Raw genomic sequence first — 23972 nt, 5'->3', positions numbered from 1 at the left:
CAGTGGGATGGAGGACTGAGGAGTTCGGGGAGTCCCACGAGGGCATCGTGGGAGCCGTCCTAGCCGAGGGCAGCGAGCCCAAGCCCGTGTACCTGGACGTGGGCAGCGGTAGTGGCGGGCACAGCACGAGCGAGTGGTGGGCCTACGACGGCCGGATGAACCGCCCGAAGGCGGCCGCCTACAGGGCCGCCTGCGCGTGCGGCTGGCGCGGCCCGAGCTACCCGATCGACTGGGATCAGGCGGAAGACGACCGCCTGGACGACCTCGACACCTCCGGCACGTACAACGACTGGAGCCAGCACATCCACACGGTCGAACACCAGACGGTGCCGCTACCCGCCGAACTCACCGAGACGATCGAGCACCTGGAGGAGAAACTGACCACCCTCGCTGAGCAGGCCCCAGTGGCCGCGCTTAAGGCAGTGGCGGTGTTGGAACGCCTCACTGACTATGTCGGTAGGGAAGCTGCCCGCGCGGCGGAGGCCGATGAGCTGTCGTGGGAGTCAATCGGGAAGGCGCTCGGACTCAGTGCGGACAAGGCCCGCTCACGCCTGACCCGCTACCTCCTCCGCCATTGATCCGCCCCTCGGCCAGAAATGAGCAGGGACGTCGATACTCCGTCCTGGTGCGAGGCGACATCCTCTTGACGGGGCGTGGCAGCGAGGCAGTCGAGGACGTGGTCGGCGCCCTGCTCGACGTCTGCACCTGGTGGCCGTGAACGCGCGCACAGACTGAACTGCCGCCCACAGCTGCAAGGATCCCTGGTATGGAGACGATCGACATGAAGAGCCCGGTCCAGGCCCGCACGCGAGAACAGCTCTCGGTGCTTGTTGCTGCCGGAGCGCGGCCGAAGTGGCTGATGTTCTGGGGGCATCAGCCGCAGCGGGATGGTTCGATCGGTCCGGGTGCGCTCAGCCAGTGGTGGCCTTCACCCTTCACCGTGGACGGCGTGACCTACGCAAGCGCGGAGCACTGGATGATGGCGGGTAAGGCCCGCCTGTTCGGTGACGACGCGTCGCTCCCGGCGATACTCGCGGCTCGCACTCCCGCCGAAGCCAAGAACCTCGGGCGACTGGTCCACGCCTTCGACGAGGCGCCCTGGGCCGCCGCCCGCTTCGAGCTGGTCGTCGCGGGCAATGTCGCCAAGTTCGGGCAGGACCCGGCTCTGCGCGCGTACCTGCTCGGCACGGGTAACCGGGTGCTGGTCGAGGCCAGCCCGCGTGACCGGGTGTGGGGCATCGGTCTCGACGCGTCCGACGATCGTGTCACCGACCCCTCCCGGTGGCGTGGTCAGAATCTGCTCGGCTTCGCCCTGATGGAGGCGCGAGCCCGTCTGGCTGCCGCTCGCTGGGACGAGTAGCGGATGTCCATCGCCCCGAAGCGCTGGTGACGCTGATGTCGGGCGCGCTCGGCACCCGTCGTATGCGAGCACGTCCTGTGCGGCATACCCGTCCCCGGCTTCCCACGACTCGATCTGCTCAACCGTCAGCGACTTCTCACACGGCCACACCAAAGGCAGCGCCGACCGTCACGCCACATGGGGTTGCGGTGCTGTGACCGGGAGAGCGGTCGGTCGTATCTTCCTGGCCGGTATTCCTGCGAAGTGAACGAGTCATGTCCGAGGATGAACCCGACGATTTTGGCGCCGGGGGCGATGGGCGCCCTGGTCAATGGAAGGGGATCCCTGTGGGGCAGCTGTTCGAGATGACTCTGGATGGCAGCGGCGCTCAAAGGGCAGTGTTCGAGGTGGATGGCGACCTCATGGGCACTGATCTGGAACTGGCAGCAGGAGAGGGCACGGTTGCCCGGGCCCGGGTATCCCTTCATGACGCGTTGGAACAGGTGAAACCGACTCTGTCCCGGGTTGCTGGGACAGTCCGTGAGCTGAAACCGGACGAGGCCGAGATCGAGTTCGGTCTCAAGATGGGCGGCGAGACTGGTGTGATCATCGCGAAAGGGACAGCTGAAGTGAATTTCGCCGTGCGGCTTGTCTGGAACCGCCCCTGACTCGCATGGGTATGCAGCGCGAGGGGTTCATTGTCAAAGTGCGCCTCGGCACGTGTGACGCTCCTGTCGGAGTGGGATTCGTGGTGGGCAGCAAGCAAATTGTGACGTGTGCCCACGTGGTCAATGCGGCACTGGGGCGAGAGAAAGGCGCCCGCGACCGCCCCCCGGACGAAGCACGGATCCAGGTTGAGTTCCCACTTTTGGGCGATGCCGAGGGTGCGCCGCTGCGCCATTGCCGCATCAGTGCTTGGGACCCGCCGCCTGGGGTCGGTCAGCCCGGTCGGGACACAGCAGGGCTGGTGATGGTCGGAGGGGATACATTGCCGCCCGGTGCTGGCGCAGCACGGCTGGTCGATGCGCGGGCAGGTACAGCCGCTGATGCCCACGTGTCGGTGTTCGGCTATCCCGGCAAACCGCCACGCAAAGTCAATGGGGCGTGGACTGCGTGTGTGTTGCGCGGAGCCGTCGGCGGGGGCCTGATCCAGCTGGACTCCGACAGTGAGTCAGCTCTGCGAACGCAGCCGGGGTACAGCGGAGCACCGGTCATCACCACCGATCGGTGGGGAGACGCCGTCGTCGGCATGCTCGCCATCGCAAGCCGGGATGGCTCAGCGGATGACGCGTATGCCGTGCCGCTCTCGGAGGTAGCTGCTGCCTGGCCGGAAGCACTGGACCGAAGTGTGCTTCCGCCGTGCCCCTACCGCGGCCTTCAGTCATTCACGGCCGCAGACGCGCAAGCCGGGGTTTTCGTGGGCCGGGAACGGGAGGTTGAGCGGCTGCAGAATATGGTCAGGACGCAGCCCCTCGTCGTGGTGACCGGCCCGTCGGGCGTGGGCAAGTCGTCGCTTGTGGCGGCCGGGCTCCAGCCGGCGCTGGCGGCAGACGGGTGGGCCGTGGCGTCATTCCGCCCAGGAGCAACTCCGTACGAGGCCGTAGCCCGCGCCTTGTTGGATCTCGAGCAGCCTGCCGGGGACTACTCGCTTGAGCAACTGGATAGCCGGGCCCGTTCACTGCGCGAGGAAGGCTTCTGGCAGGTCGCCGCACGGGTAGCTCTGCTGAGCGGGCGTCGGCTGGCGTTGATCGGCGACCAGTTCGAGGAAGTGCTCAGCGGCGGCCGGGACACTGAGAAACCCCTGGAATTTCTGCAGCACATGCTGCCGCCTCCCGACACCTTGCAGAACTCAGACGTACGCCTGGTGTGTACGCTGCGGGCGGACTTTCTCCCCAACCTGCTCGAATTTCCTGATCTCGGACTGCGCCTGCAGGACCGTCAACTCAATGTCTCTCCGCTGGACGAAGCGGCCTTGACCCGGGTGATCGTCGAACCGGCTGAACTCTCTGGCGTCACGTTCACTCCAGGACTGGCAAAGGACATCGCTCGCGAGGCGAGCAAGGCGCCGGGAAGCCTGCCGCTCCTTGAATTCGCCTTGACGGAACTGTGGCCCACACAACAGCAGCGGCGCATCAGCTTTGACAGCTACCACGGCCTGGGCGGGGTGTCTGGAGCGCTGAACCGGCATGCGGAGAAGGCGTACCACTTCCTGGCTCAGCAGGTGGATGAGGCCCGAATGCGTCGAGTGCTGCTGTCCATGGTGCGAGCCCGTGGTGGTGCAGGCAGCGCCGTCCGTGTCACCGCCCAGCGTTCTCACCTCGGCAGTGACTGGTATATCGCGCAACTTCTCGCACAGCCTGAACAGCGGCTGGTCGTTCTCGGCTCCAGCGGCCCCGATACCGCTGAAATCGCACACGAGGCGCTGATCCGAGAGTGGGGCCGGTTAGCCACTTGGGTGGACGAAGACGCTGAATTCCAGCAATGGCTCGCTGTCATGGAGGAGCGAGCCGCCGAAGGCGACCTGCTATCAGCGACGCGGGTAGCGGAAGCACAGCGATGGCTGGGGGAGCGCAGCGCCGACATTCCTCAGGAAGTGGCCGCCCTCATTGAGCACAGCAGCTCAGCGGTCCTTGAGCAGCAGCGGACCAAGCTCTTGCTGAGCGAGTCGCAGGAGCTGGCCAAGGAGTTGCAGGCCTCGAACGCGGAGCTGGAGGAGAAGGCCGAGCTGCTGGCTCGTCTGAACCGTGACATCGAGGTGAAGAACACCGAGATCGAGGAGGCCAGGCAGGTTTTGGAGGAGCGTGCCGAGCAGCTCGCGGTCGCGATGCGCTACAAGTCCGAGTTCCTGGCCAATATGTCGCACGAGCTGCGCACCCCGCTCAACTCGCTGCTGATCCTGGCCAAGCTGCTCGCCGACAACGCTGACGGCAACCTCTCCCCGAAGCAGGTGGAGTTCGCCGAGACGATCCACGGAGCGGGCTCCGATCTGCTCCAGCTGATCAACGACATCCTCGACCTGTCGAAGGTCGAGGCGGGCAAGATGGACGTCAGCCCGACCCGTATCGCCCTGGTGCAGCTGGTGGATTACGTCGAGGCGACCTTCCGGCCGCTGACCGACGAGAAGGGCCTGGACTTCTCCGTACGGCTATCCCCGGAGCTGCCCGCGACGCTGCACACCGACGAGCAGCGGCTGCTCCAGGTGCTGCGCAATCTGCTGTCCAACGCGGTGAAATTTACCGACAGCGGGGGCGGGGCGGTGGAGCTGGTCATCAGACTGGCCCGCAGCGATGTGCCGGCCGCGATCCGCGAGCAGCTGCTGGAGAGGGGCTCGCTGCGCGACCCGGACGCCGATCTGATCGCCTTCTCGGTGACGGACACCGGTATCGGCATCGCGGCCAGCAAGATGCGGGTGATCTTCGAGGCGTTCAAGCAGGCGGACGGCACGACCAGCAGGAAGTACGGCGGCACGGGCCTCGGCCTGTCCATCAGCCGGGAGATCGCGCGGCTGCTGGGCGGCGAGATCCACGCGGTGAGCGAGCTGGGCCACGGGTCCGTCTTCACCTTCTACCTGCCGCTGCACCCTGGCGAGCTGCCGCCGCAGGACGACCCCCAACGCGGTCCCAGCACCGAGATCGCCATGAGGACCGTCCCCACAGGTGCAGAGACGGTGCACGAGCCCATATCTGAAGCCAGTGGCATAGATGCGCGGCTGCCTTACGCACGGAGCTCCTTCGAGTTCAACGGCGAGAAGGTGCTCATCATTGATGACGACGTCCGCAATGTGTTCGCCCTGACGCTCGTGCTAGAACAGCGCGGACTGACGGTGCTGTACGCGGAGAACGGGCGCGAGGGCATCGAAGTCCTGAAACAAGACCGTGATGTCGCGGTCGTTCTGATGGACATCATGATGCCCGAGATGGATGGCTATACGACGACGACGGCCATCCGCAGGATGCCGCAGTTCGCCGCGCTGCCGATCATCGCGCTCACCGCTAAGGCTATGAAGGGCGACAGGGAGAAGGCCATCGACTCCGGCGCCTCCGACTACGTGACAAAACCCGTCGAACCTGATCGCCTACTCTCCATCATGGAACGATTGATCCGTCCCAAGTGAAAGGGGATTCGCTGCCGTTTTGGACGTGTTCCCGCTGCTCCACCGAACCCACACGGAACGGGTGTGCCGCACGCTATGCGAGGTTGCAGCCGAACAGACCTATCCACTTGGGTGGATGATCTATGACAACGGCGAGCACAGCATCGCCCAGAAGTACCTGAGCCAGTCGCTACGGCTTGGCCGGGCGGCGTCGGCGTGGGCCGCTTTGCGGGGCCGGACGCCAGCTCGCGACACAAGCAGCCGAGGAGCGCGGCGTTGAAGCCGGTACCGGCGCCCAGCTCCAGCACCTTCAGGCCCCGCTCGACCTGGAGCTGCTCCAGGATCATCCCCACAACGTCGGACTGCGAGCCGCAACTGATCGGTGCGCTGCTGTCGTCGAGCTTCGTGTTCACCGGTGCGTTCCCGTACGCCTTCTCCAACGGCGCATCCAGGACGAAGAGGTGGCGGGGGGCGTACCTTCCGCATCGCCTCTTCCGCGGGGCGTGCGTACGCATCCATCCTCGACCAACTCATCAACCAGCTGCACGTCAACTACCGAGGATCGTCTCCCGGGCCGCCCAGGCCAGTGCGCTTTGGGCGCGCATAGAGAGCCCGAGGCGGTTCCAGTGGAAGATGACGTGGAGAGCCAGGACGCTGCGTAGCCCGCGGTCGAGTGTTCCCTGTTGGACTGCTTCGGCGAGGGCGAGACCGGTGTGGTGGAAGGCGTCGGCCCATCCTGTGACGGGTTCCAGCGGCCCGCCGGAACTCAGGACGGGGCCTGCAGGGTCGGTGTTGGCCAGGAGCAGCGCTCGGAGCTGCCTCGCCATTGCTTGGAGCCGTCCGGCGGGGATGTCGCGCAGGGTGGACCGCTGTTCCTCGCCGATGACGCGCTGCCACACGTCGCCTTGCTCGTACCATTCGAGGCGGGCGGCGCGCATCATGATCGCGCAGAGGAGGACGGACAGCTCGCGGCGGCCGAGGGTGACGTCGTTGCGGGTGGCCAGGTTCAGGACTTCGCGGCTGTCAGTGGCGAAGAGTTCGTGTGCGACTGTCACGCTGGCGGGACCGCCGAAGGCCGCGGTCTCCGGCTCGTAGATTCCCGGCCACCACCGCCGCAGGTGGCCGTCGGTCACGAGGCGATCGAGCACGGTGCCCAGGTCGGCTTTGACGCCGGTTTCGGGCTGGACGCGCAGGCGTAGCCGCCAGCAGGGATGCTTGCTGGTGAACCACCAAGCGGTGACGGTGCCGTTCGCCTCCGCGTCGTGCAGAAGCGGTGCGAGGTGGGTGGCGGCGGTCTGCTCTGCGCTCGCCCAGTCAGCGAACTCGATGTAGACCTGCGACCAGTCGGTGCGACCGGCCTGTTGGGCGAGCGCTGCGTGGCCGGCCTGCTGGAAGACTTCGACGGCGTCGGCGAGGTTCGCTGGTTCCACGCCTGCGCGGTGGGCGGCGTCGGCTATCGGCTCGCCGGCCAGGACGTCGAGTACGGCGCGGCCGGTCGTGCTGGGGGCGTGAGGTCGAGTGGCCTGGGTCAATCGATCAGCAGGCATGCGTCCCATCCGGTGGTCGGTGGCTGGTCGGCGGCGAGGGTGGTCAGGGCGAGTGCGCATCCGGCGTCGCCGTCCAAGAGTCCGGGGCCCTTGGATGAGTCGGGTCGGGCGTGGGCGGCCAGTGCTTCCCCCAGTGGTTGGAGCACGGTGTGAAGGTGGGTGTTGAGCGCGTCGTGGGCGGCCCGGAAAGCGGTCTGGTAGATGCCGGCCCAGCCATGGCACAGGCTGGTGTCGGTGACCTGGGCGAGCTGTACGGGGTCGGTTAGGCAGCGGTACAGGGCATCCTCGTACGAGCGCTGAAGGGCCGGGTCGTCCAAGGCGATACCTGCGAGCTGCCCGGCGCGCGCGATGCCGAGCGTGCCGTAGCACCAGCTCGGTCGTCCGGGCCCCTGTTGGTGGGACCGGCCGGTGTCGAGGTCCGTGAGGGTGAGGTGTTCTGGCCACCAGGGGCCCGCCTCGCTGTCCCGCTTCCAGGCGTCGAGATGGGTGCAGATGGTGCGGATGGCTTCGTGCTGTCCGTCCACGCTGATGCCGCGCCGCAGGGTCTGGGCGAGGAGGAGTAGTGGTCCGGTGATGCCGTGCGCGGCCCCAAGGTTGCCGTGCCCGCCGGGAAAGTGAACGGAGCGGCCTCGGTGTGGGTCGTGGCCGACCCACCAGCCGGGAAGGCTGCGGCCGTCGGACTTCAGGGGGCGGGTCAGTGCGATGAGGTAGCTGAGGACCCTCTCGAGAGCGCTGCCGCTGGGGTCGCTGCGCAGGAGGTAGGCGCCGATGCCGGTGAGGCCGTAGAAGACGTCGTACTCGGCGAAGGCGGGCAGGTCGCCGATGGAAATGCGGGCGAGGGCGCTGTCAGTACGGCGGTGGGCGAGCGCGGTGACGTGGGCGTGCAGGGTCGTCCACGCGTCGCGGTAGAGGGCGTGGCGGCTGGTAGGGGTGGTATTCAGGAGGAACGCGACGGCGGGTGCGCCGAGAAACAGGCCGATCGTGTCGGCGGCGCTGACCTCGCCGGAGGCCGCCTGGGTGATCCAGCGGTGGGCCAGGCTCCAGGGCAATAGGCTCGCGCGGGCGCGTTCAACATGTAGCAGGGCGATGCCAGCTGCCCCCTCGGCGAGGGACTGCGCCGTCCACGGCTCATCAGGGGGCCGCTGAGCGGGCTGAGCCAGGTGATCGGTGAACTCCCGCGTCAGGTGTGCCGCGTACGCGGCCGGAGCACTCACGCGTCCGCCCTGGCGGTGTGGCGCAGCGCTGCCGTGCGAGCGAGCCGCAGCGTGACGGCTTCGGCGGCCGGGTCAACGCCGAGCGCCCGTACGTGGTGCTGGTGGAACAGCGACCGTGCAACGGTGAGCGGGTCGCGCTGGATGGCCAGGCTCTCGCGGTAGGCGTGCACGGCTGTGGCGCGGGCCTGCCATGCGTGCGTCACGTCCTCGCCGCCGGGCAGCGCGGCGAAGAGTGGAGACGGCTCGCTGGAGGCAGCGAGGTCGAGCACCTGGTCGCACAGCCGCCGCTCCAGCCGTCCGTGTCCCTGGGGCACGTTCTGGATCAGCCAGTTCATGCCGTGGTCGGCGTCAGGGGCGAGGTGGGTGATGAGGTCGAGGATGCTCGCGGCCGCGAGGGCTTGCGGGTCGAGGGCCTCGGCGCGGGCCGTGAAGCGGATCTGGGCGAGGGCCGCGGCGGAGTCGGCGGCGAAGACGCGGTGGGCGGCGTCCATCGCTGCCGCGTACCCGTAACGGCCCACCTGTGGTTGGTAGCTGGCGAGCGTCAGGTGCGACGCCAGTCTGCTGCGGCGTAGCCCGTCAGTCCAGGCGTGGACGCGTTCGGCCGCGGCCCCGTACCTGCCGGGTTCGAGGTGGAGGAAGAGCGCGAGGTGCTGGTCGGCCTCGGGGCGGGCCATCTCGCGGTGCCGGGTGAACCACCACAGCGGTGCAGCGTCGAACTCAGCGAGGAGACGGGGCAGATGGCGGTCCAGGATCTCGCTGCGGCGCTGCGGGTGGGCGTGCAGGTGTGCACGCAGCACGGTCCCGGTCCCCGGCAGCTGGGTGTCCTCGGCGCTCACCGCGGTGAGCAGGCGCGGCGTGGGAAGCGTGCCGTTCTCCTCGGGCTGGGTGCGGATGAGGGGGAGCAGGATCTCGTGGGCGCGGCCGATCCAGCCGTACTCATCGGGGTCTGCCACCTCGCGTAGTTCGAGGCGGCGGGTGTCGTCGAGGCGGGAGCGCAGCAGACGCCGGTGGACCGGGTGCGTCAGATCCAGGGGGAGACGCTGGTCGACCTCGACCATCGCGATGCGGTCGGGGACGCTCAGCCGGGCCCGCCACGCGGCGAACGTCTGTTCCCACTCTGTTGTCGAGGCGGCACGGCCGGGAAGATCCTCGGCCATCAGCAGCCAGCGGGCCGGGGTGAGGACGGTCCTGCGGTAGCGCACGCGCGGCAGGTAGGGCAGGCGAGCAGCGGCGCCGAAGTCGAACGGCTTATAGACGGCGCACCGGGCGGTGGCGATCTCCGCCAGGAACCGGGCCAGAGGCGGCGTCTGGACCCCGGCTTCGAGCGCGTGCAGGACATGTACGTCGATGGGCCGGCTGCTCGAGAGCTGCACGAGGTGGAAGCGGCGGGCGTCCGCGGTGACCCCGATGTCCGCGAGCGGGATCACGCCCTCGTCAGCGGCTCGGTGCTCGGACAACGCGATCACGTGCGGCAGCAGGCGTGCGGTGCGGGCCACGTTCTCATTGCGTCGGCGGCGCGGTGCGAACGAGAGCTGCGTGGTGATCGTGTCAGGCCGGGTGGTGCGGTAGGTGTGGGACAGCACCTCTTGCTGCTCGGGCGGCAGCAGGTGGGCGAACCGTCCGGCCATGCTGCTGCCGGGCCGGGGCAGTCCGGTCAGCATGAGTTGGAACGCGCCACGCGCCAGAGCGTCGGACGAGGGGGCATGGATCTCGAAGGCGACTTCCGCACGGGGGACGAACATCGGTTCGTCGCTACCTGCGGCCGTCGCAAGGTCGGCGATCACGGTATCGGTCAGGACCAGCTCGTCGCGGCCCTCCATGAGGGCCTGCTGCAGTAGCGCGAGAATCGCATCGTCGCGGTCTGTGAGCTGCTTGGGTGCCCGGCCGCGCTCCGATCCGACGTACTCGGCGGGTAGCCCCAGTCCGCTGTCGGCCACCAGGTCGAGGACGGGGACGGCCGCACCGACGCCGTACCGGGCGCGGAAGCGGCGGTGATAGTCGCGCCACTGCTGGTAGCCGTAGGGCTGCGGCGTGATCCGGTACAGGGCCGCGACGGCATCCTGCACCTCTGCAACGACCTGAACGGGGATCTGGGCGTCGCAGTCCAGAACGGTGTCGATGAGCAGAGGGGCCGGTGCGATGGGGGAGAGAGCGAGCATCCGCGCGGTGATGTCGTTCAGCGCGGAGGGGGAGAGCGTGGGTTCGTGACCGGTCAGGCCGTCGCGTATCGCGTACAACTCCCGCACCAGCTCGCCGACATCCTCCAGGGTGTGGGCCTCCACCTTCTCCAGCTCGGCACACACGTGCCCGAGTGCGTCCAAGGTGGTCATCGGCGTCCGCAAGCTGGTGATGAGCAGGTTCTGCGCGATGAGGTCGCCCAGCAGCGCGTCGATCTGTGCGGCGGCGGCCGTCGGGAACTGGGCGGCGAGGTGGTCGCGCAGGTCTCGGTACCGGATGGGCCTGTCCGCCGCGGCCATCGCCGCTTTCACGGGCCGCGCGTGTCGGACGGACACCTCGACCGGCGCCATGAGGTGGGCGCGGCCGTCCGCGGGCGGGCCCGGTGCGACGAGCCGGTCACCCCGTACCTGAGCGGTGTTGTTGGCGACCAGCGGCAGGCGCTCCAGCAGCGCGGGGCTTTGCTGAAGGTGCTGGATGATGTCGGTGATCCACTCGGCGTCGGCTCGCACCGCAACCCGGTGTTTGGCGTCCCACCTGATGCGCGGCACCGATCCGACCGACACGGGGGCGGTTCCGGCGAAGAGGCCGAACGGGGTGGGGCGGTGCTGCCAGCGCAGGAGATAGGAGGCGACCGACAGCGCGGTCCGGCGGACCTGCCTCGGCTGCGAGCGTGCACCGCTCACGATGGCGTCGATGCTCTGGCACAGGACCGGGCTGGCCGCACGTAAAGCGTCGCGGACCTCCTCGCGTTGCCACACCCTCGCAAGCCACGCCTGCGTGACGGCAGGGTCGTCGAGATCGAGCGTTCGGGGCAGGTCGGCGAGGCCTGGGCTGGTGGTGGCGCGCAGCATCGCGGCACCCTGCCACTGGTAGCTGACGACTGCTCTGAAGGCCACGGGCAGCTCTTCCTTTCAGTGCGGCGCGCCGGGGGTGTGGTGCCGGTGTGCCGGGCGCAGTACGCCCGGCACACCGACGAGGGGGGAGAGTCAGGCCGGGTCCTCGGTGAACGAGCTGCAGGCGGAGGCGCCGGTCGCGCACGTCTGGCCGCAGCCGTCACCCGTGGAGCACATCAACTTCCCGTGGGGGTGCGCGGCCACGACGACCCTGACGTCGAGCGGGGCGAAGTCCTCGTCCTCGTCGACTGCTGGCCGTTCGGCCAGCGCCATGGTGTTCGTCATGTCGGTCACGCTCCTTTGATCGGTGGAGTGGTGCGGATTTCGCCTGACACCCGATAGCTACGCCGGGGGCCAGGACAGCGAGATCCGGCTGTGCACCTTGTCGATGACCCGGTCTCCGAAGACCGGGCCATCGGGGGTGTCGGCCGGACAGACCCGGATGACCGGGCTGGGGCCGCCGCGCCGCTCGCGGGCCCAATCGCGGACGTGCTCGGTGACCGTGTGGGCGAAGGCGGGACCGTCCGGGCCCAGGGCGTGGATGCCGAACTCGACGTGCTTGCTGTCCTCGGTACGGCGGGTGGTGAGGTAGGCGAAGTTCGGGCCGTCGACCGCGGCGAGGGAGAAGCCCTTGTTGACCGGCGCGACCACGCCGGTGTCCAGGTCGGAATCGACGGCCATGATGCAGAACCCCGGCAGCACGATCGCCAGGTGCATCTGGAGGGTGTCCAGGAGTTCCTGGAGCCCGACCGTGACGCCTGTCCAGACCTCGATCCTGGGGGTGCGGACTGCGTTGTCCAGCAGGCTCGGGTCGGCCGGCAGGCCGTCGTCGAACCTGAGCCCGATCTCCGGTGTGCCGTTGACGAGCAGCAGCTCTTCCTGATGCGCAGCCGAGCCCTGCATGGGCACGAATCCGCAGATTTTCGCGGATTCGCTTTCTAGGTGGTCCCCGAGGCGCGTGAAGGCGACGGACCGGGTCAGGCCGCGCATCCGCAGCGGCACCACCAGGCGGCCGCCCGCCGTAAGTTGCTCGATCCAGGCCGACGGGATGTCCCAGGCACCGGCGGTGACCATGATGACGTCGACTTGGCCGAGGTCGGGAATGGGCTCGGCTGAGTCCGCACACACCACGCGGACCTGTTTGTAGCCGTTCTCGTCCAGCATGCGGCGGGCACGGTCGGTGACCTCTGGGTCGATGTCGACAGTGGTGACTTCGCCGTCCTCACCCACCAGTTCGGCCAGGTAGGAGGCGTTCAGGCCGCCGGAGCCGATCTCCAGCACCTGCATCCCGGGACGAACCTTGGCCTGCTCCAGCATCAGCGCCTGGATCTGCGGCGCGGACACCGAACTCAGCTGCACGCCGTGCTCGTCCGTCTTCGTGATGACGGCCGCGTACGTGCTGTAGGCCTGCTCCAGGGAAGCCTCCGGGGCGTACAGGTGGCGCGGTACCTTACGCATCACGGCGTCGATCTCGGGCGAGACGATCGTGCCGTCCGCGCGCAGCTCATCGACGACCTTGTCACGCAGGAGCGTGGCGCGGTCGGGGTCGACGGTCGTCGCATCGGTCATGGGGAAGTTCCTTCGTGTCGTGCTTGCTCATGAGGTGGCCGGTGGCGCAGTGCGAACGGCACCGGAGATGGTGGAACCGGTTCGCTGATGCTCGCCGCGGGGGAGGGGACCGGCTGCGCCTGGTCGGCAGGTGGGTAGCGCCCGGGCAGTGACGTACCAGTGCGGGCAATGGCCTTAGCTGTGCCCGGCGTTGGTGCCGAGCGGCGTCCACATGGAGGAGGCTAATCATCGGGTTGCCCTTCGTGAGGGGTACGCCGAGGGTGGCTGAGCGCTTGCGTTATGCGTCCTGACGCGGGTTCTTACGTCGGCCGGTGAGGGCGTGAAGCTGTCACCCTTACGCCGGGCTTGCGCCGCCCAATGGGCCGGGCCGAGGCAGCCGGCCCGCCGGGCGACAGTCATCGGGGGCGTGCGGGCTCTGCGTTGAGGCTGACGACAGTGCAGCCGTCGAGTACCCGCAGGAGCTGAGCGGCCAGGACCCACCGGATCTCGTCATCGTCGTACGGCATCTCGACGCGTTCGCCCCGTACAGGGAGGGGAGCGCCAGGCCGACCGGGGTGGTACCGCACCCCCATGACGCCCCAGACCTCGGACTGCTGAACGCGTACCGCCACCACCCCTTTCCGCAAGTGAGGACAGGCCCCAGCGGATTGCCGAGCATGGGCCAGGCACAGGGGCGGATGAGCGGTGACAAGACCGTTGGGCCAACCTTCCCAGTCGCCACTGCCGTCTTCGACCAGATAGAGCACGCCGCGCTCGTCACGGGCGGCGGGCGATCGGCAGATCTGGCAGAGCTCCTTCCGCATGGCGTTCCCTGGCAAGTCAGCGTGTTGAGCAGCGCAGTGCGGCTGGCCCTTGCCCCCCTCGCGGGCGGTCGCTGGGCTTCCGGCGGCAACTCACGACCAGGCGACCTCGCCTCGCCGGTAAGTGCATGCGAGTCGTTGTACGTAGGGAGTCGACGGATCGCGAGCCTTTCACCGCGCGTCCGAAGTAGGTGCTCGCCGGGGACGGTTGGGGTGCCACCTGCGTCAGCATTCCCCCACCGCTGCGCATTGCTCGGAACCGATTCAATTCAGGTGCTAATGCCTCAGTCACAAATCCGGTATTGCAGAGGGAGTTTCGAGGTCAGGGTTTAGGCAAGGGCCCGATGGGCATTTGCGGATGCCGCAGGTGCTGCCCGCCGTCGTAGACGTGCAAGTGGAAGCCCTCTGGTCCGGGCCGGCCCGCGGTTTCGTAGGCGCTCAGGATGTTCTCGATCCGCTCCCACAGCTTGATCGGGCCGCCTTCGCGCACCTCCCAGCGGTCGCCGCGCGGTGTGAGGGTGGCGGCGGAGCCGGTGACGACGTCGACCAGGTGCACGATCTTGCCGACGGTGGTCATCTGGGCGTCCGGCACTGCGCACTGCGCGAGGAACCGCAGGTGGAACGCCTCGTCGGTGGCGGCGGTGATCCGCTCCGGGTCGTGCCGGGAAGCTCGCGCAGTATCGGGGAGTTCGGCGGCCCAGTGGGTGGGGTTGCCGAACGCTGGTGCGGCATGGGTGCGGGCGGACATGAAAGAGACGGTTCCGGATAGCAGCGGGCCTTCGGCGGTTCCGTTCTCACCGACGGTGAGTAGGACGCGGGCGTATCCGTAGAGCCAGCCTGACAGGGTGAGCAGGATCTTCCCGCCCGGCCGGGTCTGGGCTAGCAGGGCGGGCGGGACGGCGCGGAAGGAGCAGGCTGCCACGATCCGGTCGAATGTGGCCTCGGGCCAGTAGCCGTAGAGTCCGTCGGCGACTGCCAGGGTGGGGGTGTAGCCGAGCGAGTACAGCGCGGTCGCGGCCGTCTCCAGGCGGCGGCCGTCGACCTCGATCGAAGTGACGGCGTCGGAGCCGAGGCGTTCGCAGGCCAGCGCGGTGGAGTAGCCGGTTCCGGTGCCGATCTCCAGCAGTGTGTGCCCCTGGGCGATCTCGGCGTCGGCCCACATCCGCACGACCAGTGACGGCAGAGTGGAGGAAGATGTCGGTGCCCCACCGTGCCGGACGGCGGGGTTCTTCCAGTCGGGCTCCTCGCCGTCGAATTGGGTGATCAGCGTGGTGTCGGAGTATGCGGCGGCCAGCCACCGGCCGTAGCCGAGCTCGGCGGTGACCGGCTCCCAGACGGTCAGCCCGTTGTCGTCGAGCTCGGGGGCGGGTAGGTAGAAGCCTGGCACGAACCGGTGCCGGGGCACTGACTCCACCGCCTCACGCCAGGCCGGATCGGTGAGCACGCCCTCTTCGGCGAGGCCCCTCGTCAGGGTCTCGCGCAGTCGGGCCGCGTCGGTCTCAAGGTCGGTGGACGCCGTCACGGCGTACTCCCTCCTGCAGAAGGTCGGCGAACGCCTCGGTGATGGCCGGGGCGTCGGGCAGCCAGCCCCACTGGCCGTTGGGGTTACACTCGATCGCCGTCCAGTGCTCGGGGTCGTCCCCGTCGCCGGTCAGGGCGAAGTCGAAGCAGCCGAAGGCCAGATCGAGTGAGGCCAGGTAGCTGTGCAGTGCGGCCGGAATCGGGGCCGGCACGGTGATGGGGGTGTGGATGAGCTGGTCCCAGTCACCGCGGCGCCAATCCAGGGCGCCGTCCGGGGCGACGATCTGCTGGGCGAACACCCTGCTGCCGACCACGGTCACGCGCACGTCCTTGGTCTTGGGGATCTCGGCCTGGAAGAGGTGCGCGGTCACCGCGAGCGCCTCATCGAAGGCGGCAGGGTCGACGCGCTGGGCCCAGATCGCCCCGGAGTGCCCGTCCTCCGAGGCGGGGAGGCCGCGGAATGTCTTGTAGATGACCGGCCCGTGGTCGGCGGCGAACTTCCGGCCTGCTCGACGTCGTTGGTGACCAGGGTCGGCGGGATCGTGAGGCCAAGTTCGACGAACCGCTTGAGCTGGGCGGGCTTGAAGTCGGCACGGGTGACCGCGGCCGGGTGGTTGACGTAGCGCGCGCCGTGCAGGCTGGTCAGGATGCCGCCGAGCCCGTGCCGGGCCTCCGCGGCGGCGAAGTCGCGCTGCTGGGCGGGCAGGTGGCCGAACCGAGCGGGGTACGGGGTGGGGCGGCGGTAGTACACCGCCGCCACCTCCCCCAGCTCCACCTCGCGGCTGGCCGTCCGCAGCCGCCCGGCCCACATCGGCATCTGGGCGTCAATGCGGGCCCCGAACAGCAGGTCAGGCCCGATGTCCGCCGGATCGACGCGGGCGACGGGCACCTCACGCTCGTTCAGCGCGGCGATGACCATGTCGGCGGTGACGTCCTCCAGGGACGTGACGGCCAGGACAAGGGGAGCCATCGCGGTCAGTCCGACTCGTAGTCGGTGGTGTTGTCGTCCTGCGACTGCGGCTGCGGGTTCTGCCCGTCACCCCCGCCGGACATCGAGGCGGTGCCCTTCGTCCTCGACGAGCCGTGCTTGCCCATCTCGACCACCTGGCCGGCGGCATCGGTGTAGCGGGCGGTCTGGGTGGCCGGGTCGAGCGTCACCGTCGCGTACGACGGCGCCCCGACCGGCAGCCGGTCGGTGACCAGCCGCATCGCCCACGGTGCTCCAGGTGCAAGTGTCGCCATGCGAGATCCTTCCCTGTAGCGGAAAGCGGGTAGCCGGGCGGCCCCCGCAACAGCAGAATCCGCCCCTCGCCCTGGTTCTGACCAGTACCGTAAGTGCCGCGAACCGTAGCGAAGTTGCTACGCTCCGTGACGGCGAGACGGAGGGTGACGGCGATGACCGGCAGAACCAGCAACCCGCACCTTGCACTGTGGGTCGTGGCCACCGGCCTGTCCCATGGCGAGATCGCCCGCCGGGTGGCCGCCGGAGCGATGCGCCAGGGTCACCGCCAGATCGCCCCGGACGCCACCCGGGTGAGACGCTGGATGGACGGTGAGCGGCCCCGCCCGCCCGTGCCTGCCCTGCTCGCCGAGGTGGTCTCCGAGGCGGTCGGCGAGCCGCTTACTCCTGGTGATCTCGGCTTGACGGCTACCGGTCCCGCGCTGGATACGATCCAGTTGCCGCTGCTGACCGAGGCAGCCGCCGAGGCCCTGGCCGGATGGACGCAGATGGACCGGTTCATGAACCGCCGCGACACCCTGAAGCTGGCCGTGGGCACTCCGCTGATCCTGGCTGCCGAGCGGATGCTCGGTGGCAAAGCCCGGGCCTTGAACAATGGCCGCAAGGGCTTCGACGCCGATACCGTCATCGCGCTTGAAGAGGTGACCGCCTTCTTCGCCCAGGCAGACGCCTCCAAGGGCGGAGGACTGTACCGCTCGGCGATCGTGGCACAGCTCGCCGAGGTGGCCCGGCGCATCCAAGACGGCATCCCGCCTTCGTTGCGGGCCCGGGTCTTCGCCGCGACCGCCGACCTGGCGGCGCTCGCCGGGTGGGTCAGCCACGACAGCAGCCGGTATGCGACCGCGCAACGGTACTGGAGTTACGGCACCTATGCGGCCGGTGAGGCAGAGCAGCGTGACCGCGGGGTGGAAATCGTCACCCGCATGTCCCACCAGATGATCTACCTCGGCCGGCCGAAGGACGCCCTTGGCCTGCTGGGGGTGGCCGCGGCCAAGGCCAAGCTGCCCGCGGTGAAGGCGCTGGTCGCCTCGCAAACGGGACGAGTGCACGCGGCACTCGGCGACGAGCGCCAAGCCGAGGTGCATCTCGCCGCGGCGGACGAGCTGCTGGCCGACGGGCTCGGCGAGGAGGTGCCCGAGTGGGTGGCGTACTTCGACGCCGCCGAGCACGCTGGCGCCCGCGCGGTGGCCGCCCGCGACCTGACCGGACTGGGCCGCCCCAGCGGGTCGGCGAGCTCCCACTTCCAGCAGGCGCTGCGGCTGCGCAAGCCCGGGTTCGAACGGGTCCGCGTGATGGACTGCATCGGGCTCGCCGCCGCGCTGTTCGACGAGGGCGAGCCGGAGCGAGGCGCCGCCGCGGCCCATCAGGCGCTCGACGACGCCGCCCGCGTCGACTCCACGCTGGTGGCCTCCCGGCTCAACACGCTGCTGGACGCCGCCCGCCCGTACAACACCGCCGCGGTGGAGGACGTACGGAGCAGGGCGAGGGATCTCGCCGCCGCCCGCCCGACCACGATCGCCGCCTGAGACCATCGACCGCATGGGCAAGCACAGCCGACCCGGCCCCCCGAACCAGCCATCGCGTGCTGCGCACGTCGACCCAGCCGACCCGCTCGCACCCTACGTGAAGCGGCGCCGACCGCCCCTGGACATCCACCGGCGCCACCGGCCGCTGCACGGCGGCGCCGGCCACCTCCACCCCGACGAGCCCAGGGCATTGGAGGAGTGGGACGGCTTCACCTACGTCCCCGCTGGGACCGCAGCCGATCTGGCGGCGGCCGTGGCGTGGGTGCGCGAAGCCGAGCCCGAGTAGAGCTGAGGTGCCTTGGCGCTCCATCCACGAACTCGGCCTCAGCCCGAGGCATACGACCCGCACCTGGACGTCGACTTCAGCCCGCTGCACGGCGACGATCCGTCAGGGCCGACGGCTATGGCCGGGCAGCATGACCTCTCGCTCTACAGCCGGGGCCGGGAGCGGGGCTGCTCCCGGCCCCAAACAGCCGCGGACGACATGGCGCGGGAGGGGCGGTCGGCTCCTTGAGTATCGACGGCGTGCGTCGGGTCAGGGCTCACCTGCCGCGGCTGGCCAGTGTGTGCGCGACCAGTGCGTTGGCGTGACCGTGGCCCAGGCCGTGCTCGGCCTTGAGCCAGGCGACGAGTTCCATGTGCTTGGTCAGCGGTGAGGTGCGGATGAGGTCGTGCCACTCCTCTACCGGGGCGGCCGTACTTCTTCTCGATCGCGGGGAAGTAGCTGGCGGGGCCCTTTGCCGGTGCGGTCATGCCGCAGTCTCCTGTCGGTCGGCGATGGTCATGGTGCAGTTGCTGCGGGTGGGGCGGAGCCCGGCTGCTTACTGCCGTGCGGGGAAAGTCAGGCGGGCGGTGGCGGCGCTGAGCCCGAGCAGGCCGAGTCCTGCTCCGGCAGTGAAGGCCGCCACTGTGGTGGCGGAGGCGGCGAATCCGGCGAGGACCCCCACCGGCACGAGGCGGGCGGTGAGCGCCCATCCGCGCTGTCGGCGGGCGGCGAAGTGCCGGGCGAGCACGAGGAACGCGGCGCACAGCGCGAGATAGCCGACCGTGCCGCTGAGCATGTGGACGGTGCCGTGTGCGCTCAGCGAGGTGACCCGGTCCTCGGGGGCACCGGCGGGGAACCCGGCCCCCGGGTCGGCGGGGAAGACCCCAGCGAGCAGGAACGAGGCACCGAACGCGCCGAGCAGCCGGGGCGCCCAGGTGCCGCCGGGAGCATCGCGCAGTGCCTGGCGTATCGCGATCGCGCCGCCGATGACCAGCAGGCCGGTGAGCAGGAAGACGGTGACCTGGATCCAGCCGAGGGCGCCGAGGCTGAGCTGGCTGAGGGCGTTGCGGGTGAAGTCGAACCCGTCCCGGGTCAGGCCCTGGGCCAGGCCCGCCGCGAGAAAGAGCGGGCCTGCCGCGATGCCGGCGGCCGACAGGAGCCGCGGCACCGGGCGGGCCGGTGGCACGTCGAGGACGGCCGGGGGGTTGAGCGTCTGGGACATGTGGAGGTCTTTCCTGGTCGTGGACAGAGGGGGCGGTCAGGCGTGCTCAGCGGGGCTGGGGGTGTAGTGGGCTTCGATGACGCCGTTGGCGAAGGCGCGCGTGGCCGCCAGGTGCATGGGGATCTGCTCGCCGTCGGCCAGGGTTCGGCCGGTGCCGGCGATGACGGGAGCGATCTGCAGGTAGAGGTCGTCCAACAGGCCGTTGCTCATGAGCCACTGGACGAGGGTGATGCTGCCGCCGACGTTGATGTTGCCGCCGGGCTGCTGCTTGAGGTCCTGTATCTGGCCGGCGATGTCGTCGCCCGTGATCAGGCGGCTGCCCTGCCACTGGTCGACCTCGGTGAGGGTGGAGGAGACGACGTACTTCGGAGCGGCGTTCATCCAGTCGGCGGTGGGCACCTGCTCGCTGGTGATGTGCGGGAAGAACGAGCTCCACATCTGATAGGTGCTGCGGCCCAGCAGGGCGGTGTCGGCGTCGTCGAACAACCGGGTCACCGCCTCGGCCGCCTCACCGGTGTTGTAGGGCATGCCCCACTTCTCCGGGCCCTCCACAACGCCGTCCAGCGACATGAACAGGCCCGCAACGATCTTCCGCATGGTTGTCCTCCCTTGGATACGTCCCGCGGCTTCGGAACTGGACGGTACAGTACCCATTGAGGAACTAGACTGTCCAGTACCCATTTTTGGAGGAGATACATGGACGCCAACGGACAAGGCCGCTCGGCCCGCAAACGCCAGGCGATCATGGAGGCCGCGACCGCAGTGTTCATGGAGAAGGGCTACGCGGGCACCAGCATGGACGACATCGCGAAACTGGCCGCGGTGTCCAAACAGACCGTCTACAAGCACTTCTCCGACAAGGAGAAGCTCTTCGCCGACATCGTCCTGGCCACCACCGACCGGCTCGACACCACGATCGACCTGCTGACCGACCTCCCAACCGACGATGCCGACCTGGAAGAGAACCTGACCCGGCTCGCCCGCCAGTTCCTGACCGCCCTCACCAACCCCCGAGTGATCCAGCTGCGGCGCCTGATCATCGCCAACGCCGACGTCTTCCCTGACCTGGGTACCAAGTGGTACGAGCGGGGCTTCGAACGAGGGCTCGCCACGCTGGCGGCGGCCTTCCAGCGCCTGGCCGACCAGGGACTGCTCCGCATCGACGACGCACTCCTGGCCGCGAACCACTTCTCCGGCCTGCTGCTGTGGATCCCGGTGAACAAGGCCATGTTCACCGGCAGCGCCCAGCACACCGAGGCCGACCTCGACCGCTACGCCACCGCCGGCGCCCGCGTCTTCCTCGCCGCCTACCGCTGACCACCACACCGCAACAGCCGATCCACCAGACCCGGAAAGGGGCCGCATGACCTGGTCCGAACGCACCGTGGAACGCGACGGCGTCCGTCTGTCCTGCCGCGACTGGGGCGGCTCGGGGCCGCCCGTCGTCCTGCTGCACGGGCTCGCCGGACACGCAGGCGAATGGGACGACCTCGCCCGGGCCCTGAGCCCGGACTACCGGGTCGTTGCCGTCGACCACCGCGGCCACGGCGCCAGCGAACGCCACCCACGCGAGATGAGGCGCGCCGCGTACGTCGCCGACGTCGTCGCCGTCCTCGAACAGCTCGACCTGCACCAACCCGTCAAGGGCCGGGCAGTCCCTGGGTGGCCACACCGCCATGCTCACTGCCGCCGCACACCCTCACCTCGTGCGCGCGCTCGTCCTGGTCGAAGCCGGCCCCGGCGGCCCGAACCCGAACGTGCAGGCCGAGATCGGCGGATGGCTCGACGCGTGGCCGATGCCGTTCCCGTCACGGGAGTCCGCCGCCGAGTTTCTCGGCGGCGGCCTGGTCGGCGAGGGGCGGGCCGCCGGACTGGAGGAGCGCGACGGAGGCTGGTGGCCGCGCTTCGACCGGGACGTCATGGTCGCCTCACTGGCCGAGAACGCCCAACGCTCCTTCTGGAGCGAGTGGGTGAGGATCACGTGCCCGGTGCTGGCCGTCCTGGGCCAGTCCGGCATCATCCCTCCGCAGGAGTCCGAGACCATGCTCTGACGGCAACCGGAGGCAACGGCCGCGAGCGTCCCCGGCACAGGGCACGACGTGCACCTGGAGCGCCCCGACCTCCTGCGGCATCTGCTCCAGGAGTTCCTCGACGAGGTCGTCGTGCATCCCGCCCGCGGGCGGGATGCACCAGCGGAGCGCCGAGCCACCTTGCAGCGTCGGCGGGCAGCACTTCGGCAGCGCATCGCCGAGACGCAGGCGGCGCTCGACCTCATCGAGTGCGCGCTGGATTGCGACCACGAGGACTTCACCAGGTGCCCACGGTTCCGCCAGATGGTGGCGGACCGTATCGGTATCGCCTCCCCGGCGCACATTCCGCTGTAGACAGCGCCCTGCCCACACGGCGGGGGGATCAGGGCTTCACTACGACTCGCGAGCGGCTGCACCGTCAGTGGCCGGAGCTTTCGCCTTCCATCGGGAGGACCTCCGTGAAGGAGGCACCCCCGTCCTTGGAGCGGTGGACGCCTGTCCCGGTAGCGACGAGGAGCGCGGCCATCGGTGGTGCTCAGCGCCGACGGGCGCCGCCGGGGCCCGGCCCGCCTCCTCACGGAGGTCCTCGGCCCGCACGCGACCAGAAAAGGCAGCACCGGGGCCGCGGCAGCGGTAAGCAGGATCGTGCTTGTCAGCGCGCGGTGGCGCTCGGGTGCGGGCGTGAGTATCCGCCGTATGCGCAGGACGACGCGGGCCGCCCGCAGAGAACGCCGCGGCGTCGGGAGCTCGGGCGGCAGCCACCTCGTACAGGGGATCACCGCGAGGAGGGCAGAAGGAGCAGCACGAGCGCCGTACGCATCGACGTCAGGAATCGTCGTCAGCCGGCCCAGCCATCCGATCGGCCCGAGGCGCGGGCCGCCGAGCCTGCGCCGGGATGGGCGGGAGCGGTGGGCATCTCCGGCTCTTCGAGGGGCTGGAAAGTCGGCGTCTCGAGTTCCGCTGGGGCGAAGTTGCCGTCCCCGGGCGGGGCTGGGCCCCAGCCCGAAGGGCACGAGTACCGTCATGCCGCCATCATGATCAGCATCGTCGCCATGCACCCGCCCATGCCGACTTGGCCGGCGAGAACCGTATTCGGTGCGAGCAGTCCCTTGTGGGCCCGGTTGGGTCGGCGGTGCCGAGCGCATGAGCCACTCACCAGAGTCACCGGCTGCCCGCGGCCCCGCAGCCGGGACCGCACGGACAGGGCAATGGACGCCAGGAAGTACACCGCCAACAGGCCGAAGGCCAGGCGCCACATAGCGGTGGAGCCCGAGGATGTCACCGCTCCCGCCGCGGCGTGGGCCGGCATGCCTTCCATCCCCGGCATGCTGTGCGCGGTTTCCATGCCCGGCATCGATCCCATGCCGTGCCCCTATGCGCACCATGCGCTCGTCCGTGAGAGGCGCCCAAGGCGAGGACCGTTCCCGGGATGCTCCGGGCATGGCCAGCGTCATCAGCACCATGGCCGCGCCCCCCACCACATGGTGGGCCCAGTGATGAACGTGCCCCCAGCCGCGCGTCACCACATCGCGTACGGACATCGCCAGGGTCCCAGGCCGACGGCGGCGAAGAGAACAGCCCACCACACCGCCTGATCCCCGAAGCGGGGGCTTCTCGGACGCGTGACCTCGTTGAGAACGGTTGCGACCAGGAAGACCAGTACGCCGGACAGGGCGATCAACGAATGCCGGGTCGGATCCATGGGGTGGTGGACCACCGCGCCGCTGATGAGTCAGGCCCCCATGTAGTAGCCCACGTAGCCGCTGTAGCGCCACGACAGGGAGGGGACTCGCTGCTTTCTGCGGGACCGCCCGTTGCGGCTGGTCGGCTGGGACGGGATGCGGGGCAGGGGTGGTTGCAATGCCGGGTGAGGAGGACAAGAGCTGGCCTTTCAAGGGAGTTCGGCGGCCGATGGCGGGGCAGCGAGAGGCGCTGCGAGACGTCGCCGAAGCGCCGCCGACAGGCAGGCGGAAACAGAGTTGGGGGTGCCGGTCCGGTCGTCGATGGGTTTGCGGCGCGAGGATCTAGATCCGTAGGACCGTTGAATCCGGCAAAGGGTGAGACGCCCAGGGGACGGCGGCGGATCGCGCGGCGATCAGCATGGGCGCGCGGGGAGGCTGAATCGCCTCCGGCGCAGCCTCGCACGGAGCAGGCAGCGCAGCACGCTGCTGGGGGTGGCCGGTCGCGCACTGGTGAGCCGCATGATCGGACTCTGGGGCATCGTGATGGTCGGCGTGCAGTTCCCCAGGGTGGGATCCGGGCCCCTGATGGCCGCGGCTGTGCTCGGCCGCGGCCGCCGCCTGAGTGTGCATAGTCACCGGGCCGGACGTGCCGGGATGCGCACGGCCTGCGGCGCTCTCTTCACTGACACCATGTGTGTAGACCAGCGCGAGGAGTGGCGCAGCCAGCCCTAGACGATTAGTTCCGATGTGGCTCAGTGGTCGTAGGCGATCAGCGAGCGGGTGACGGGTGCGCCGATGGTGCGGTTGTGCCAGATCGCGCAGGTCATCGCCAGGATCCGCTGAGCCACGCGGA

At 69.3% G+C, this 23972-nt stretch carries 18 protein-coding genes and 7 pseudogenes; 10 read left to right on the top strand and 15 right to left on the bottom strand.

The genetic code is table 11. The features are described 5' to 3' along the window. Window positions 1-2: 2 nt before the first annotated feature. From ACTWQC_RS33130 to ACTWQC_RS33105, 6 genes and pseudogenes are all read left to right on the top strand, one after another. Window positions 3-578, top strand: coding sequence for a hypothetical protein (locus tag ACTWQC_RS33130; RefSeq protein WP_443319558.1), 576 nt, complete (start codon window positions 3-5; stop codon window positions 576-578). A gap of 188 nt (window positions 579-766) precedes the next feature. After that, window positions 767-1360: an NADAR family protein gene (locus tag ACTWQC_RS33125; RefSeq protein WP_443319557.1), complete on the top strand. Its 594-nt coding sequence runs from the start codon at window positions 767-769 to the stop codon at window positions 1358-1360. A 254-nt stretch (window positions 1361-1614) separates the two neighbouring features. Further along, the gene (locus tag ACTWQC_RS33120) at window positions 1615-2007 is read left to right on the top strand and encodes a CU044_2847 family protein (protein WP_443319556.1); all 393 of its coding nucleotides are present in this window, start codon (window positions 1615-1617) and stop codon (window positions 2005-2007) included. Window positions 2008-2012: 5 nt separating this feature from the next. Next, a pseudogene (locus ACTWQC_RS33115) lies at window positions 2013-3791 on the top strand (nSTAND1 domain-containing NTPase); the annotation flags it as partial. 192 nt (window positions 3792-3983) lie between these two features. Further along, window positions 3984-5453: pseudogene (locus ACTWQC_RS33110) on the top strand (response regulator); the annotation flags it as partial. Between the two features lie 25 nt (window positions 5454-5478). Then, a pseudogene (locus tag ACTWQC_RS33105) lies at window positions 5479-5631 on the top strand (transcriptional regulator); the annotation flags it as partial. A 64-nt stretch (window positions 5632-5695) separates the two neighbouring features. Here the strand turns inward: ACTWQC_RS33105 and ACTWQC_RS33100 are convergent. From ACTWQC_RS33100 to ACTWQC_RS33055, 10 genes and pseudogenes are all read right to left on the bottom strand, one after another. After that, window positions 5696-5947 (bottom strand): annotated as a pseudogene (locus tag ACTWQC_RS33100) (protein-L-isoaspartate O-methyltransferase family protein); the annotation flags it as partial. Window positions 5948-5980: 33 nt separating this feature from the next. After that, the gene (locus tag ACTWQC_RS33095) at window positions 5981-6964 is read right to left on the bottom strand and encodes a thiopeptide-type bacteriocin biosynthesis protein (RefSeq protein WP_443319555.1); all 984 of its coding nucleotides are present in this window, start codon (window positions 6962-6964) and stop codon (window positions 5981-5983) included. Further along, window positions 6961-8193, bottom strand: coding sequence for a lanthionine synthetase C family protein (locus tag ACTWQC_RS33090; RefSeq protein WP_443319554.1), 1233 nt, complete (start codon window positions 8191-8193; stop codon window positions 6961-6963). The genes ACTWQC_RS33095 and ACTWQC_RS33090 overlap by 4 nt, the downstream gene beginning before the upstream one ends. Further along, window positions 8190-11267, bottom strand: a complete 3078-nt coding sequence (locus ACTWQC_RS33085) for a lantibiotic dehydratase (RefSeq protein ID WP_443319553.1) — start codon at window positions 11265-11267, stop codon at window positions 8190-8192. Before ACTWQC_RS33085 ends, ACTWQC_RS33090 begins: the two co-directional genes overlap by 4 nt. Before the next feature lie 90 nt (window positions 11268-11357). Then, window positions 11358-11549 (bottom strand): FxLD family lanthipeptide, encoded by a 192-nt coding sequence (locus ACTWQC_RS33080; protein WP_443319552.1) that lies wholly within the window; start codon window positions 11547-11549, stop codon window positions 11358-11360. Between the two features lie 57 nt (window positions 11550-11606). Beyond that, on the bottom strand, window positions 11607-12833 hold the full coding sequence (gene fxlM / locus ACTWQC_RS33075; protein ID WP_443319551.1) for a methyltransferase, FxLD system: 1227 nt from the start codon (window positions 12831-12833) through the stop codon (window positions 11607-11609). A gap of 1122 nt (window positions 12834-13955) precedes the next feature. Further along, window positions 13956-15155, bottom strand: coding sequence for an ATP-grasp peptide maturase system methyltransferase (gene tgmC / locus ACTWQC_RS33070; protein WP_443319550.1), 1200 nt, complete (start codon window positions 15153-15155; stop codon window positions 13956-13958). Beyond that, entirely contained in the window at window positions 15133-15525 is a 393-nt protein-coding gene (locus tag ACTWQC_RS33065; RefSeq protein ID WP_443319549.1) for a hypothetical protein, read from the bottom strand. The genes tgmC and ACTWQC_RS33065 overlap by 23 nt, the downstream gene beginning before the upstream one ends. Further along, window positions 15522-16124, bottom strand: coding sequence for an MvdC/MvdD family ATP grasp protein (locus tag ACTWQC_RS33060; protein ID WP_443319548.1), 603 nt, complete (start codon window positions 16122-16124; stop codon window positions 15522-15524). The genes ACTWQC_RS33065 and ACTWQC_RS33060 overlap by 4 nt, the downstream gene beginning before the upstream one ends. A 5-nt stretch (window positions 16125-16129) precedes the next feature. Next, window positions 16130-16396 carry a putative ATP-grasp-modified RiPP gene (locus ACTWQC_RS33055; RefSeq protein WP_443319547.1) on the bottom strand — a complete coding sequence of 89 codons (267 nt, stop codon included), beginning with the start codon at window positions 16394-16396 and terminating at the stop codon, window positions 16130-16132. 153 nt (window positions 16397-16549) lie between these two features. Between ACTWQC_RS33055 and ACTWQC_RS33050 the strand changes: the two genes are divergently transcribed. Further along, window positions 16550-17920, top strand: a complete 1371-nt coding sequence (locus ACTWQC_RS33050; protein ID WP_443319546.1) for a Tat pathway signal protein — start codon at window positions 16550-16552, stop codon at window positions 17918-17920. A 13-nt stretch (window positions 17921-17933) separates the two neighbouring features. Beyond that, the gene (locus tag ACTWQC_RS33045) at window positions 17934-18206 is read left to right on the top strand and encodes a DUF6087 family protein (protein ID WP_443319545.1); all 273 of its coding nucleotides are present in this window, start codon (window positions 17934-17936) and stop codon (window positions 18204-18206) included. A gap of 256 nt (window positions 18207-18462) precedes the next feature. On the opposite strand, the pseudogene ACTWQC_RS33040 reads toward ACTWQC_RS33045, so the two are convergent. The 3 genes and pseudogenes from ACTWQC_RS33040 to ACTWQC_RS33030 form a co-directional block, all read right to left on the bottom strand. Then, window positions 18463-18673, bottom strand: a pseudogene (locus tag ACTWQC_RS33040) (DUF4287 domain-containing protein). 68 nt (window positions 18674-18741) lie between these two features. Continuing rightward, window positions 18742-19407 carry a DUF998 domain-containing protein gene (locus tag ACTWQC_RS33035; protein ID WP_443319544.1) on the bottom strand — a complete coding sequence of 222 codons (666 nt, stop codon included), beginning with the start codon at window positions 19405-19407 and terminating at the stop codon, window positions 18742-18744. 36 nt (window positions 19408-19443) lie between these two features. Then, complete coding sequence (locus tag ACTWQC_RS33030) at window positions 19444-20004, bottom strand: dihydrofolate reductase family protein (protein WP_443319543.1); 561 nt, start codon at window positions 20002-20004, stop codon at window positions 19444-19446. A gap of 99 nt (window positions 20005-20103) precedes the next feature. Here ACTWQC_RS33030 and ACTWQC_RS33025 point away from each other — a divergent pair, with 99 nt between their 5' ends. Both ACTWQC_RS33025 and ACTWQC_RS33020 read left to right on the top strand, forming a co-directional pair. Then, window positions 20104-20724 (top strand): TetR/AcrR family transcriptional regulator C-terminal domain-containing protein, encoded by a 621-nt coding sequence (locus ACTWQC_RS33025; RefSeq protein ID WP_443319542.1) that lies wholly within the window; start codon window positions 20104-20106, stop codon window positions 20722-20724. A gap of 46 nt (window positions 20725-20770) precedes the next feature. Then, window positions 20771-21566: pseudogene (locus tag ACTWQC_RS33020) on the top strand (alpha/beta fold hydrolase); the annotation flags it as partial. An 892-nt stretch (window positions 21567-22458) separates the two neighbouring features. Here the strand turns inward: ACTWQC_RS33020 and ACTWQC_RS33015 are convergent. Both ACTWQC_RS33015 and ACTWQC_RS33010 read right to left on the bottom strand, forming a co-directional pair. Next, on the bottom strand, window positions 22459-22782 hold the full coding sequence (locus tag ACTWQC_RS33015; RefSeq protein ID WP_443319541.1) for a hypothetical protein: 324 nt from the start codon (window positions 22780-22782) through the stop codon (window positions 22459-22461). Between the two features lie 1089 nt (window positions 22783-23871). Then, window positions 23872-23972: pseudogene (locus tag ACTWQC_RS33010) on the bottom strand (IS982 family transposase); the annotation flags it as partial.

This window comes from Streptomyces sp. 8N616 (assembly GCF_052246385.1).
Taxonomy (GTDB): domain Bacteria; phylum Actinomycetota; class Actinomycetes; order Streptomycetales; family Streptomycetaceae; genus Streptomyces.
The sequence above is the reverse complement of the archived record's forward strand: the minus strand, read 5'-3'. Positions and strand labels throughout refer to the sequence as shown.

Bases quoted from the DNA above. Each gene is read 5' to 3' on its own strand.
- ACTWQC_RS33125 (WP_443319557.1), top strand. From the start codon at position 767: ATGGAGACGATCGACATGAAGAGCCCGGTCCAGGCCCGCACGCGAGAA.
- ACTWQC_RS33120 (WP_443319556.1), top strand. From the start codon at position 1,615: ATGTCCGAGGATGAACCCGACGATTTTGGCGCCGGGGGCGATGGGCGC.
- ACTWQC_RS33080 (WP_443319552.1), bottom strand. From the start codon at position 11,549: ATGACGAACACCATGGCGCTGGCCGAACGGCCAGCAGTCGACGAGGAC.
- fxlM (WP_443319551.1), bottom strand. From the start codon at position 12,833: ATGACCGATGCGACGACCGTCGACCCCGACCGCGCCACGCTCCTGCGT.
- ACTWQC_RS33060 (WP_443319548.1), bottom strand. From the start codon at position 16,124: ATGGCTCCCCTTGTCCTGGCCGTCACGTCCCTGGAGGACGTCACCGCC.
- ACTWQC_RS33055 (WP_443319547.1), bottom strand. From the start codon at position 16,396: ATGGCGACACTTGCACCTGGAGCACCGTGGGCGATGCGGCTGGTCACC.
- ACTWQC_RS33050 (WP_443319546.1), top strand. From the start codon at position 16,550: ATGACCGGCAGAACCAGCAACCCGCACCTTGCACTGTGGGTCGTGGCC.
- ACTWQC_RS33045 (WP_443319545.1), top strand. From the start codon at position 17,934: ATGGGCAAGCACAGCCGACCCGGCCCCCCGAACCAGCCATCGCGTGCT.
- ACTWQC_RS33035 (WP_443319544.1), bottom strand. From the start codon at position 19,407: ATGTCCCAGACGCTCAACCCCCCGGCCGTCCTCGACGTGCCACCGGCC.
- ACTWQC_RS33030 (WP_443319543.1), bottom strand. From the start codon at position 20,004: ATGCGGAAGATCGTTGCGGGCCTGTTCATGTCGCTGGACGGCGTTGTG.
- ACTWQC_RS33025 (WP_443319542.1), top strand. From the start codon at position 20,104: ATGGACGCCAACGGACAAGGCCGCTCGGCCCGCAAACGCCAGGCGATC.
- ACTWQC_RS33015 (WP_443319541.1), bottom strand. From the start codon at position 22,782: ATGGAAACCGCGCACAGCATGCCGGGGATGGAAGGCATGCCGGCCCAC.